The 13965-nt window shown below is 45.1% G+C and carries 9 protein-coding genes; 3 read left to right on the top strand and 6 right to left on the bottom strand.

Annotated features, from left to right (window positions below; genetic code table 11):
• The first annotated feature begins 60 nt into the window (after positions 1-60).
• Positions 61-1704 (top strand): LXG domain-containing protein, encoded by a 1644-nt coding sequence (locus tag NSS95_RS13730; RefSeq protein WP_328228185.1) that lies wholly within the window; start codon positions 61-63, stop codon positions 1702-1704.
• Between the two features lie 21 nt (positions 1705-1725).
• Positions 1726-2235: a hypothetical protein gene (locus NSS95_RS13735; protein WP_211062235.1), complete on the top strand. Its 510-nt coding sequence runs from the start codon at positions 1726-1728 to the stop codon at positions 2233-2235.
• 158 nt (positions 2236-2393) lie between these two features.
• Here the strand turns inward: NSS95_RS13735 and NSS95_RS13740 are convergent, their stop codons facing one another.
• The 3 genes from NSS95_RS13740 to hsdR form a co-directional block, all read right to left on the bottom strand.
• Complete coding sequence (locus NSS95_RS13740; protein WP_340713980.1) at positions 2394-3785, bottom strand: restriction endonuclease subunit S; 1392 nt, start codon at positions 3783-3785, stop codon at positions 2394-2396.
• Entirely contained in the window at positions 3782-5212 is a 1431-nt protein-coding gene (locus NSS95_RS13745) for a class I SAM-dependent DNA methyltransferase (protein WP_211062233.1), read from the bottom strand. Before NSS95_RS13745 ends, NSS95_RS13740 begins: the two co-directional genes overlap by 4 nt.
• A 515-nt stretch (positions 5213-5727) precedes the next feature.
• Positions 5728-8940, bottom strand: a complete 3213-nt coding sequence (gene hsdR, locus NSS95_RS13750; RefSeq protein ID WP_340713981.1) for a type I restriction-modification system endonuclease — start codon at positions 8938-8940, stop codon at positions 5728-5730.
• Between the two features lie 536 nt (positions 8941-9476).
• Between hsdR and NSS95_RS13755 the strand changes: the two genes are divergently transcribed.
• A complete protein-coding gene (locus NSS95_RS13755; RefSeq protein ID WP_340713982.1) occupies positions 9477-10958 on the top strand; it encodes an amino acid permease in 1482 nt (493 codons plus the stop codon).
• Between the two features lie 181 nt (positions 10959-11139).
• Here the strand turns inward: NSS95_RS13755 and NSS95_RS13760 are convergent, their stop codons facing one another.
• From NSS95_RS13760 to NSS95_RS13770, 3 genes are read right to left on the bottom strand one after another with little or no spacing between them, the layout of a single operon-like run.
• Complete coding sequence (locus tag NSS95_RS13760) at positions 11140-11793, bottom strand: TetR/AcrR family transcriptional regulator (protein WP_328229985.1); 654 nt, start codon at positions 11791-11793, stop codon at positions 11140-11142.
• Positions 11794-11806: 13 nt separating this feature from the next.
• Entirely contained in the window at positions 11807-13030 is a 1224-nt protein-coding gene (locus NSS95_RS13765) for an ABC transporter permease (RefSeq protein WP_340713983.1), read from the bottom strand.
• Positions 13027-13752 carry an ABC transporter ATP-binding protein gene (locus NSS95_RS13770; RefSeq protein ID WP_035183531.1) on the bottom strand — a complete coding sequence of 242 codons (726 nt, stop codon included), beginning with the start codon at positions 13750-13752 and terminating at the stop codon, positions 13027-13029. The genes NSS95_RS13765 and NSS95_RS13770 overlap by 4 nt, the downstream gene beginning before the upstream one ends.
• Positions 13753-13965 lie beyond the last annotated feature (213 nt).

Below are 13965 nucleotides of genomic sequence, written 5' to 3' on the forward strand. Positions count from 1 at the left end.
AATGATGAAAATTCTTGATGTGCAGTTCTTTGAACAGGTCATAGCGGACACGCAAAAAACTTGCAGTCAAAATTCGACCAAATTGCAGGCATCCAGAAGGTCATCGATGCGTTTGTAAATATGGAAGATGATTTCAAAGGCAAAGCCGGCAACGCGATACGCGGTTATTTCCGCGATTTCCACCAGCCGTTTCTTTTGTACCTACAGACATTTTTAGCGGATTACAACGAGGCATTGGACCAAATCCGGAAAGACTTGTCCGCATTCGAACCTGACCCAAACGGCTATATCGATGAAACTTTTCTTACCGGCAGCCTCTCCCCCGCCCTGAAAAAGCTGGAAAACACGATTGGCGCAATTTTGGAAGATGCCAATGCGGCCATCCGAAAAGTTTCAGATTTGGTCGACATAAAAACCATTGATATCGACGAAAAACTGCATCCAATCGTGAAAGCACGGAAGAGGGTAAACAAAACCGTTGAAGACCTGTACGACTTTGACAATAAAGCCGTGAATACGCTTGAAAAACTTGAACATAACCTGGACGCAATGAATAAATTTGTCCAGCAGATGGACACCATGTTCAACAGCGTGGACATCACCACCTACAGCCCGAACAAGTTTACCGTTACCAAAGCGTACCGCAGCCTTGAGGGCGAACTGATCGAAAAAGCCGGTGTAAAGCCTGCCCGCATAGTAAAGGGACAGGATTTTAACGGCCATTTGTCCGTCAAGTTCCATTTTTACGAAGACGGCACGGTTATCATGGCATTCCGGAAGCCTGGGTCCAGCCAGGTTTTTTATGAACGGGTGGACAGCATCCCGAAAGCCGCTATCCCGAAAGAAAAGCCGGATGACCCGCTCCTGCTTGAAATTTGGAATGGTTTTTACAAAGGGGCCAGCGAAGTAGTTGGAGATCTCATTGAAACGGTTGCAGGCTTGCCAAAGCTCGCTTATACGATCGGTTACAAGGGGGCAGAATTTGCAGATCACCTTCTCTCCTCCCCCTCGCCAAAAACATATTTATACAGCACCGTCCACAAAGGCATCGATATGGCAAAATACATGCGCCAAGCAGTTGAACTGGCTTTCGAACGTGACTTCTTTCACGGCAACGCCGAAACCCGGACAGAATTTCTCACCCACGGCATCGGCACAATCGGCCTGTCTCTCTTGGGCGACAAAGGAATTAGCAAAATCGGTCCAGCTGTAAAAGGAGGAAGACTCGCGGAAAAAGCCGGGAAACTGCGGGTGAATACCGCCGGAATGCCAGCACTTCAGGCAGCCGGAGCCGGCCCCGAAAAAATTCCTTATAATGTTTGGGATGAGCTAGGGGCAAGATTACAGAAAACAACTAGGGAAAATTGGAATGATAGTAAAAGACAAGATAAATTTGTGAACGTTAATAACAAAAAAATAATAAGTTCAGCAACTGTACCCAAAAAGGGCGGAGAGACTGTTGCAGGCCATGCTTTACAAAAACATTCTGGAAGAAGGCCGGATATATGGGGAGAGATAAAAGGCGGACCTAATCAAATTAATCAAACTGCTTTAAAACATCTTCAAGAAATACTAGAAGGACCTGGGGAATTTATGGAAGTTAAAAATCCAAGAGGAATTAAGTTTTTAGAGAAAAAACTGCCTGATGGTCGTGGAGTGCGCTTAAATCTGGATGGAACATTTAAAGGGTTTATTGATCAGTAAACTAAAAAAGGGGAAGCAAAAGTGGAAAATTTAGAAATTATTTTATTTGGTTTTAATAAAAGTAAAATTGATAAATTTATTTACAATGATCTTAAATTAGATAGACTGAAACCAGTGTCTTCGCATTTTTTTGACAATATTTCTAAGAAGGATTTGGATTTTTGTGAGTTAAAGAGCATAGAACAAACATTAGTCCCTAAAGGCACTGGGAATATTGTATTAGCGGAATTGGAGTTAGGTATCTTATTAAAAAATGTGGTTATTTTGCTTTCTTTTGATGAAAAATATGGTGATATTGTTTTAAACTTTCCCGAAAATGAATTGTTAATCGGTGACAAAACTGATATGAAGTTAAGATTAAAAAAACTAGTAAATTATCTTGTTTCCCTTCAACAAACTTACGATATTCCCAAAATTTTTATTGGGTATGAGCCTGCGACTGATGAGGACTCTGTGTTAATAGAAATGAATAGGGACAAGGCTAATTATGATCAAGAAATCGAAGAAGTGCTGGCTAAAACTGGCCATTGAAATACTTCATGATGGAGAAATCAAAATAGATCTGCGTAAGGGCTTGCTGAACGAATCAAATACACGTACCAGAAAAATGACTCCAAACATATCTGTTGATTCGGAGAGATTCTCAAAAAAAGCAGGGGTTGCTCACTAGCCCCTGCCTTTCTAACTCGTTAATTGGTTTGCTCTTGCAGCACTTCTTTTAATAATTCAATTGCACTTTCTTCGTCCGGGTCATTCGTTCCAAGCTCGCCGCGGAAGGCTTTTGAAAGAATAGAATCTTTTAGCTGGCTAATACTTTTATCCAGTTCTGTTAAGATTCTCATCTTATCCTCCTTACCTAATAATCCTGAAATAATTTTAACGAGTTCATCTTGCTCTTCTTTAGGCATTAGAGGAAAAGGTAAACTTCTAACCTGAGGGAAGTTAAGTGCTTGCCTTGTTGCCCCAATTTGCCACTCACGAATGATTTTTTGAATATATGGGGAGTTCAGCCAATACTGTGGTAGGTCCTTGTTTATATTATCCACAAATCTTAATGCACAAACATGTTGATTGATATTACAAGGTATTAAATTAATGCTAAGCTTTGCTGCACGACCAATAGACGCCCCAGTAATATTTAATAATGTTTCTTCTCCACACATTTGTGTGCGTTTCATTTTAGAATAAATTTCTTCTGATATATATACAATATTTTCTATGTCCATCTTATTTCTAAGCACATTTTGACTTCTTATAAAAGGAATACCTTCTGTTTGATAAATATCACTGCCACCTTTAGGGGTACTACCACTCCCAACAAAAGTAGTTATTTCACCTATGGTTGTCCATTTCCATTCTTTGGGAATGATATAGCGTTCCTCGTTTAGTTCATTGTTAGTGATAGTGGTACTTAGATTAGCTTCTCTCCACTTCCTCGTCAACTCCCCACGAAATGCCTTATCCAAAATAGCCGCCCGGCGAAGTTCAAACGTTTCCTTCGCTTCCTCAATCAACCCCTTTGCTTCGTCGATTTTACTTAAAAGCCGCTCTACTTTGTCAACAATCCGTTTTTGCTCTTTTAATGATGCCAGAGGGAATGGAGCATTTAAAATATCTTCTCTGGATATTCCGGGAATGATACCCTTTGAATTCTCCTTTAATTGTTTTACATAAGTGTTAATGTAATAGTACAGATATCTATTACAGACAATACCAGTGCATCTTAGTGCCATTATTTGTCTGCTAAGATGCACTTTTTCTATCTCTTGAATTACAGTTTTACCTACCGTGCCTTTGACTGAAATTAGAACATCTCCTTTTAATCCAACAACAGTAGGAGTTTCAATCCACCTCTCAACGTTCAACTTTCCATCGATAATATTACTTGCCCCCATAATATAAGGAATACCTTTACCATCATTATTACAAAGCTTTGAACTTACATCTCTCCCGGATATAAGAGAAATGACACTTCCCAATTTTACCCATTTATAATTTTTACGCACTTCATACGGCTGCTCTTCTTCCGGCACCAATGCTTCTTCCAATAACTCCTCCATGGTCTTTTGCTTCTTCCTCACTTCACAGCCACCTCATCCGCTTCCACAGCGCGCAGTTCGTCTACCACTTCGCCCAGTAAGTCCATCGCCTGCTGCAGTTTTGCGATCGCTTCTTCTGCCGATTCAACCGGGTCTGGCAAGTTTTCGTAGGAGGACAATGACGCATCCGCGATCAGGCCGATGTCGAGGCTGTCACCTTTTTTCGCAATTTCTTCCCGTGTGAATACATTCCAGCGCTCGTCTTCCACTTTCGACCGGTCTTCGGCTTCGTAGGCTTTCATGAAGTTTTCGAAATGCGCCATCGTCAACTGGTTGCGTTTGCCGAATGACGGCATGTTCGTGCGGAGGTCATACACCCACACTTCTTTTGTGTTGTCCCGGTCGGTTTTTCCTCTCGTAAAGAACAGGACATTTGTTTTGACGCCTGGTGCATAGAAAATGCCGGTCGGCAGCCTTAAAATCGTGTGCAGATTGCATTTATTCATTAAGTCGCGGCGGATTTGCGCACCAACGCCGCTTTCAAACAGCACATTATCCGGCAAAACGACTGCTGCGCGCGCTTTGCCATCATCTTTTAAGGCATTGTAGATCAGCTGCAGGAAATTCAATTGCTTGTTCGATGTGTCAAACGTCAAGTCATCACGCGATACCCGTTCGCCGCCTTTTTTTGTGCCAAAAGGCGGATTTGTTAAAATGACATCCAGATTTTTCATCCATTTCCCGTTGTTGGATAAAGAGTCGCCATGCTCAATGCGTCCTTCCATGCTGTGGAGCAAGGCATTCATTAATGCAAGACGGTGCGTGTCTTTTACCAGCTCCATCCCGGAGAAAGCTTCCTTCCTCTGGAATTCCGCCATTTGCGGATCCAGATCAAAATAGTCATCCGTTTTCTGTCTTACATAACGGTCCGCTGCAATCATAAAGCCAAAAGTGCCGGCTGCCGGATCCGCGCAGCGCTCGCCGATTTTCGGGTCGACCAGCTGCACCATGACATCAATCAGGACGCGCGGTGTAAAATATTGCCCTGCTCCCGATTTCTTTTCATTCGCATTTTTTTCCAGCAGTCCTTCATACAGATTACCGAGCCCTTCTTCTTTTGCGCTGTACCAGTCGAGGGCATCAATCGATTTAATGATTTTTTCAAGGTTTTTCGGCTCTGAAATGCTGGTCGCTGCATCGCTGTAGATATCGCGCAGCATTTCATTGCCGCTTGTGCCCAAATGCAGCAGCAAATGCTGATAAAATGTTTTTAACTCCGTTCCTTCCTTGGCCACAAGGTCATCCCAGCGATAGCCTTCCGGAATGGCAGACTCCTTTTCTTGTTCTTTCATCATTTTTAAAAACAGCAGATACGTTAATTCCGTCACATATTGCTGATATGTAATCCCGTCATCCCGCAAAACATTACATAAGTTCCAAAGCTTTTGTACGATTTCCTGGTTGTTCATTTTTCTCCTCCTGTTTTTACTGCACATGTTACTTGCAATGAAACAAACCCTTCTATATTCCAAAGAAAAGAACCCAGTCACTTTTTGGGAGCTTGCATTCAAAGGAGCTGGGTTCTGCCTGTATATGATATAGGCTGCCTTTACTTTCGTTCATTTTTGGTTTGAAAAATTTGCACGGATTGGTTTTGCAGCATTTGTACTGTTTTTGTTTTTCCCGAATTTGACTCAGGCATTTTCGCTCTTCTGATGGCACACTTGGTTCCAACAAAACAAAACCTATTTGATAAAAGCTACTTTTTCCTGCCTTGTTTCAAATTCAATTTCTATTAGTTGGGCATTGAACACTGCAACCACATCCATTACATATAAATAAGTGCATGTAATTAATTCTATGTACAATTATATATGCATTAACCTGAAAAAGTCTACGTATGCGCTAAATTTTTGACGATAACCAAAACAATAAAACCCAGTTCATCCAACCGCCAAAATCCGGCTGGATGAACTGGGTGTATTTATATCACATACAGATTGTCATTAATCGTATCCACAATCCTATCAATTTCATCACCAAATTCGCGTTTCAAAATCTTATACCCGCCTTGGCTGCGGAACGGTTCTTCCCCAAACGCCTCTTCCGGGTTTGGCGCCAGCACGGGAACTTGCAGCAACTGCTTTTCAATCCGCTCCAGCCATTTTTTCTGCCGTGGCGTCCAGTCATGCAGGGCGTACACCTTTTGCATCGCCCGCCTGATCCGGGTTTCGTGGTCAATAAGCGATTCGCCTAATGCAGCCTGGCGAATGAAACTGATGATATCGGCCGCAATATCTTCATTTTTCGTTTGTTTCCAGGCCGTTTGCAAGTGGGATTGTTTAAACCCTTTTGTCTCCAGTATCGTAATTAATTCACGCAAGTCCTGCCTTGTTAAATCTTTCGGGCGCGTGCAAACGAGGTGGAGTGCGGGAATTTCATTGATATTTTCTTTAATAAATTTTACAAATCCATCCAGGTAATCTTCAGGTCGTTCATTCCCTTCACCATAGCCCCGGATGACTGCTGTTACCCGGTCTGCCTGATTGGAAATATAGCGTTTATCTCCACCTGTCCGGTAATTTTCCATGTACTCAAACAAGAGGCTGTTTTGCTTTGCTTCCTGCGGCGTGTAATATTGAATTTCTTTCGCCCAGTCTTCAATATTTTTGCCATTGGACAGCTCTTCAAATTTCTGTTTTGCTTCTTCACTGAGCCTTTGTTTGCGCCGCTGGATTTTTGCGCCCAACTGATCGCGGTAAAATTTGGCTTCTTCTTCCGTTTGCGCGTTCACAAGCGACTCGTACAGCTCGCCAATGCTGTCATGTTGCTGTTTCACGACTGGCTTCATTTCTGTATAAGGCTGAAGTTTATCGTAAATCCCAACAGCATCATAAATATTAAAATGGCTTTTCCCGATCTCAGGGCAAAGGCGGGTGGCGCGGCCGAGCATTTGATCATACAGAATACGGGATTGAACGCGGCGCAGAAAGACGAGATTCGTAATGGCCGGCACATCCACACCGGTCGTGAGCAGATCAACCGTCACAACAACATTCGGCAGCCTTTCGTTTTTAAAACGTTTAATGGCATCGAGCGGCTTATAAATATACCCCGTAATTTTCATAATGGCGTCATCTTCTATCTCATCGCCGCGTTCGGCATATGCCTCTTTCAATAAACGGACGACCAGGTCTGCATGCTGGTCGGTAGCGGCAAAAATCAATGTTTTTTCTTTGCCGGACGGATCAATATAATCCGCCAGTTTATTCAGCACCGCCCTGTTAAAAGATTCCGTGATCACTTTTTTGTTAAACTGTTCAACTTCAAAATGAAGGGTATCTTCCATTTTTTCTAATTGAATTTCGCCGTTTTCCGCATCGTACACTTCGACTTCTTCATCCTTCTCAAAAGTGATCCCCGCTTGTGAAAGTTCCGTTTTGAATACATAAGGCGGCTCATGGTCAACCAGATAGCCGTCCAGTACCGCTTCACTGTACGAATATTTAAAGATCGGCATGCCGAAAATTTGCGTCGTATGAAGCGCCGGTGTCGCGGTCAACCCTAAACAGGCCGCATCAAAATAGTCAAGAACGCGCCTGTACTGGCTGACATAATCGTTTTGATCCCTGAACAACAGTTCATCTTCGGACATTTCCCTGTCGCTTGTATAGCCGCGGTGCGCTTCATCTACAATAATAAAATCGTACTGCCCGACGCTCGGAATTTTTTCTTCATTGCTGTAGAAAAGCCGGCGCACCATCCCTTGCACCGTTGCGATGTGCACTTTTGTTGCCACTTCCGGTGAAATGTCCCCGATCGACTTCACATCATAAATATCAGAGAATGAGTAACCTTCAATCTTGGTATCCTTCAGGGCATCTTCCGTTTGTTTCCCGAGTGAGTTGCGGTCGACAAGAAAAAGAATGCGCCTGCATTTTTTCGATTTAATGAGCCGGTACATGAGCGCAATTGCGGTACGGGTTTTCCCGGTCCCTGTTGCCATTGCGATGAGCATCCTTCTTTGTCCGGCTTTCAGTGCTTCTTCGGCTGCCAGCACTGCTTTTTCCTGATAAGGGCGCAATCCGAATTTCGAGATGCTTTCTTCTTCAAGCCGCTGATTGGCATCGTCATCATCCTGGCTCAGTAACATGAGCAAATCATCGGGAGAGTGCCAGCCTTCAAGCGGACGGGCGTGTTCAAGCGGCTTACGGGAATCCCAAAACCAAATGCCCGATTCCTCTTGAAGCTGCCTTAAAAAAGGCCTGCCGTTGGTTGCGTATAGGAAAGGCACATTATATTCATTTCGCGTTTGTAAAATCTCTTCATTTTCCATTTTGCGCACTTGTCTTGCATAAACTTTTGTCTGGCTTTCCAGCGCGCTCGGAATCGTCTTTTTCTTCGCCTTCGCTTCAATGAGCCCTACCAATTTCAAACCGATAAATAAAGCATAGTCCGCTCTGCCTCTGCCAACTTTCCATTCCGCAATGGCCATATTCCGGTTCTTTTCAGGCACTGTGCCATGTGTATAATGATTCAACAACGTTGTATCTGCTTCCCAGCCGGCTGCACGCAACTTTTCATCAATAATGGCACGTGTTTCCGCTTCCGTCAGTTCATGGCGGCGCATAAAGGTTGCGGATCTCTTTTTCCGTTCTGTTTTCTCTTCCGCATTTTCTTCAGAAGCTTTTGCTCTAATAGATTCTAACTCATCTTCAAGCTTTTTCAGCTTCTCTTCGTATTCCTGCTGGAGCTGTGCCGTATCGACTTTCTTCTGCTCTTTCGGCTCTATGTATTCCGGCGCTTGAAAATCCCATTCTCCGTATACTTCCATAAACCAAATGGACAGGCGAAAAGCGAGCCGCAGCAGTGCTTTTGCTTCCTCCGTTGTAAATTTCAGCGCTTCGTGCATGGCCTGGTTGCCCTTGCGACGCAGCGTTTCAAAAATATCCATCAGCTCCGGCTCAATCAAACCTTCTCTGCGCAGCGTATGGATACGATCCACTTGGGATGTTCCGTATGCTTCCTTGATATTTTCGGCTGCCAGTACGAACTTGGTCAACGTCTCGGCAAACAACCTAAGCTTCATAATCGTTGTATGCGGATCCGGATAAACATTTTTCTCAGCCGTTTCACCTAAATTTGCAAGCACATCCCATTTCCCTTTAAAAAATGAAAAGTTGCTTTTCACTTTCATCACCGTTTTCTTTTTACTTTGCTTTTATTATACAACAAACTATTTATACTTTGGGCGCACAGGGAAACGTTGTCATTGGGTTGAATCAGAATACTGGGTGGCTGAACATATATCCCCTTTATTTTTGCGTAAAAGAGAGTCTGTGATGGCGTCTTCAACTGTGCTCAACTTTAAGGTGTACAAAATACCCCCTGATTTACAAACACAATGGCATTTTTATTAGCATCCCGGCAGAAATCGGGCCGCCGGGGTCTCATGTTCGCCATGTCTGTGTGTGACCCTCTTTTTGACATTATTTTAGCCGCATGCAAATGGATTTTGCATCCTGAAGGGAAATGCACTCGCGGCCCGCAACATAATCATGCCGGCGCCAAATCATGGTTCTCGCATGTGCAAAAAAATTTTGCATGCATCGCGTTTGCTTCACGAAAAACAGCTCCTCCGCCTTTGGCATGAAAATTGCAAAAAGTCCTGATATGAGAATATATACATTTTTGCAATCGTTCTCATGAAACGGATGAAGGGGGAAAAGAAAAATGGAATTGGAAAAGCAGCAGGACATCCATCTTCCAAAGCAGCAGGGCAGGACACTCCGAAAAGAACTGAAAGCACGCCATTTAACGATGATTTCGATCGGGGGCGCCATCGGAACCGGCCTGTTTCTCGGGAGCGGCGCGGCGATCCATTCGGCGGGGCCGGGCGGGGCACTTGTCGCATACGCACTGGTCGGGGCAATGGTGTATTTTGTCATGACAAGCCTTGGGGAAATGTCCGCCTACATGCCGACAAGCGGCGCGTTCAGCACATACGGGACAAAATTCGTCGATCCCGCTTTCGGATTTGCAATTGGCTGGACTTACTGGTTCAACTGGGCGATGACGATTGCTGCCGAACTGACCGCTTCGATTATGATCATGAAGTTCTGGTTTCCGCACAGCCCGTCGTTATTATGGAGCATGTCCTTTTTTGTGCTCATTTTCCTGCTCAATTATTTGACCGTCAGAGGTTATGGCGAAGGGGAATACTGGTTTTCTTTCATCAAAGTGGCGGCGATTATTCTTTTTATCGTTGTCGGCTTATTGATGGTTTTTGGCCTTCTTGGCGGGGAAGCAACCGGCGTAAAAAATTTCACAACAGGGAATGCACCGTTTCCGGGCGGGTTTCTCGGCACTTTTCTCGTCTTTATTGCGGCCGGTTTTTCGTTTCAGGGGACGGAAATTGTCGGGGTTGCCGCCGGGGAAAGCGAAAATCCGGCGAAAAATGTGCCGAAAGCGATTAAAAATGTTTTCTGGAGAATTCTATTATTCTATGTGCTTGCCATCCTTGTCATCGGGCTCCTTGTCCCGTATACAAACAGCAGCCTGGAAAGCGAAAATGTTCTCGTCAGCCCGTTCACGCTTGTCTTTAAAAAAGCCGGCCTTTCATTTGCAGCTTCGATGATGAATGCCGTGATCCTGGCCGCTGTTCTGTCAGCCGGCAATTCCAGCCTGTACGCATCCACGCGCATGCTTTACGCGATGGCAAAGGAAGGACAGGCCCCGCGTATTTTTTCAAAGCTTGACAGGCGCGGCGTCCCGGTGCCGGCCATGATTTTAACCGCAGTTGTCGGTATGCTTGCGTTTTTCACTTCCATTTTCGGGGACGGTGTTGTATATATCTGGCTGATGAATTCGATCGGCATCACCGGCTTTATTTTCTGGCTCGGCATCTGCGTTAGCCATTACCGGTTCCGCAAAGCTTTTCTCGCGCAAGGGCACGCGCTCGATGAACTTCCTTACAGAGCGAAATGGTATCCGTTCGGCCCGGTTTTTGCCATTGCCGTTTGCCTGATTGTGACACTCGCCCAGGACTACCAGGCATTTCTCGCACCGCATATCAACTGGGGAAATGTCATTGCGGCCTATCTCGGCATCCCGTTCTTTCTCGTCTTGTGGTTCGGGTACAAAATCGCAAGAAAAACAAAAATCGTGCCACTTGATGCCCACGATTTCCATGCAATCGCAGAACCCAATAAATAAACCGGGCTCTAAAGTCCCAGGCTTGGGAGCTCCGGCCTGGACATGTTTTTATAAAAAATGCCGGAAAAACTTTGCCCTTGAAATCGTCATGAAGCAACGCAAAGCCGGATTCGTTTGACAAGCCCCGAATAGCAGAAAAGAACCCGGAATTTCGGGTTCTTTTATTTTGCCGCAGATGCGCCTATCTGTTCCGCACCCCGTCCATGATAAACCGGACGGCGGATTCAATCTCAGCCTCTTCATCCCGGGATCCGTTCAGCCCGAAGACAAACTTCAAAATAAATGTGCCGCCGATTGAAAAAAAGATATGCCTTGCCATCGCTTCCGCGGGCCGGTCTGCCAGTTCCCCGCGTTCCTGGAAAGCGCGGATCACCTGCACCAGCCGGGAACCGATATTTTCCGCAAAATACGGCATCAGTTCATGGCGGATTTCTTCATTATAAAAAAACTCTTTTACGATGATTTGGAAAATCTCCCTGTTCTGTTTTAAAAAGAGAAGCCGGTCCCGGAGCAGGTTCCGCAAAAAGTCCTCAAAACCGAGGCCATGGTTTGACAGCAGTTTTTCAAAAAGCTCTTCCGCCATCAAAGGAATCGAATCTTTTAAAAACGGAACGATCAGCGAAACAAGCAAATGGTCTTTCGTGCCGAAGTGCCGGAAAATCGTCCCTTCTGCAACGCCGGCCGCTTTTGCAATTTCGCTTGTCGGCGTATTGCCATACCCTTTCTCTGCAAACAATGCAATGGCCGCCTCCATGATTTTTTGCTTTTTATCCGTGAGCTTCGCGTCCGTCCTTTTTTGCTCCTTCATTGCTTCCAGAAGATTATATTTCGGCAAATTTTCTCCCCCCTCACAGCGCACGGTAACGCCGCAACGCGACAATATTGAGCAGAATAAAAATGACGGCAAAAATCATAAGGGCCATTAAGTCTTTCCATACATCCCCAAGGCCCGTTCCTTCATACATGACCCGTTTCAAGGCATCAGCACCGTAATAAATCGGCATTACTTTTGCAAGTGCCTGCAACCAGACGGCCATCCCTTTTAACGGAATAATGCCGGAGAAAAAGATCTGCGGCACCACCACAAGCGGAATAAACTGTACCATTTGAAACTCTGAAGCCGCAAAAGACGATAATAAAATCCCGAGAGACAGTGCCACAAGCGCGAGCATCAAATTAACGAGCAGGACATTCCAGAGTGAACCGGCAAGCACCATATCCAGCACATTCACAGCGTAAAACACGACAATCACGGTCTGGATAACGGCAAAAATGCCGAAACCCACCAAATAAGCAGCCACAATTTCGCCCCGCTTGACCGGTGTTGCCATCAGGCGGTCGAGCGTGCCAGATGTCCGTTCTTTTAAAAGTCCGATGCCGGAGATTAAAAATACGAAAAAGAAAACGAAGAAACCAACCAAAATTGGGCTCAGCACATCAAAAAATACTGTATGGCTGCTGCCGTATACATATTTTGCCGATACATCCGGTTTAGAAAAGGCCACTTTGACCGGCGCCTGCAACTCTTGTTTCGTTTTTTCCGCCTGTTCTTCCAGCTGCTGCACTTTCCCAAAGGCCGGTGACTGCGTGGGAACCTGTTTCATCAATATATGCTGCGCCTCATTTTGCAAGGCAATAATTTTCTGCACACCTTGGAGCGTCTTTGCCTGTGCTTCGATTTGTTTGGCCAGCTGCTGCCCGGATTCCGCCGCGATTGCCTGCTTTACTTTCATCTGCAGCGATTTGGCAGTAGACGGATCATTGTTTTGCAAAGTGAGGACGTACGCTCCGCCTTTTTTCACAAGCAGCCCGTCAAGATTTCCATCCAGTACGGTTTGCTCCGGATCTTTTACCGTTTCATAGTGTTTGATTTTCATATCCGCTTTATCCAACACTTTTACAAGGCTTGCGTCCACATGGCTGATCCCGAGTTTCGGGCTGGTTGAGCTGCCGTTAAAGAAAAAGTACATGAGCGTCAAAATCAATAGCGGCGCGAGAAACAACAGCGCCAATGTGCGTTTGTCCCTCAGCATTTCCAACAGAATTCTTTTGATGAGTGCGGCTGTCCTCATTGCACGGCCCTCCCCGCTTTCAAAAACACTTCATTCAAGTCGGCTGCTTCATACATTGCTTTCAACTCGCCCGGTGAGCCGTGCGCCAAAATTTTTCCTTCCCGGATCATGGCGACCGTATCGCATTTTTCCGCTTCGTCCATCACATGCGTCGTGACGATCATCGTTTTGCCTTCTTCATTTTTGAGGCGGAGCAGTTCATCCCAGATACTCGCCCTTAATTCCGGGTCAATGCCGACAGTCGGTTCGTCCAGAATGAGCAATTCCGGATCCTGGATAAGCGCAATCGCAAGCGACAGCCGCCGTTTCATCCCGCCGGAATAGGCAGACACTTTTTTATTAAGGTCATCCTGCAAATGGACAAGGCCCGCCGCGTAGGCAATCCGCTCATGCCGTTCCGCTTTTCCCATTTTATAAAGCGATGCGAAAAATTTCAGGTTTTCCTTCCCGGTCAGCTGCATATACAATGCATCTGACTGCGCCATATAGCCGATATGCTGTAAAACTTCAAGATCCGGCATTTTTTCTCCCAGCACATGGACCGTGCCGGCATCCGTTTTTTCCATCCCGACCATCATTTTGACCAAAGTGGTTTTCCCTGCCCCCGACGGCCCGATCAAACCGTAAATCCGGCCCTTCCCGATTTTCAAACGGATATCGTTTAACACAGGCTTTTTCCCGAACTGCTTGCTTATATGTTCCATCACAACCGCAGCTTCCATCCCTGGGCCTCCCTCTTTTTAGAAAAGTGAGTAATGACTCACTTATTATATTGCCATGATGAAAGTTGACTGTCAATTAAAAAGTGAGTGATCACTTTCGTTTTTCTTTAAACCTGCAAAAATCCTCCCTATTCTCCATTTTTTTGTTTATTATCGAGGTCATTGGGACAATCTTAACATTAGAATATGGGAAACGATTCCACATCCAACATA

It is taken from the genome of Weizmannia sp. FSL K6-3076, assembly GCF_038007245.1.
In the GTDB taxonomy this organism is placed as follows: Bacteria; Bacillota; Bacilli; order Bacillales; family Bacillaceae_C; genus Weizmannia; species Weizmannia faecalis.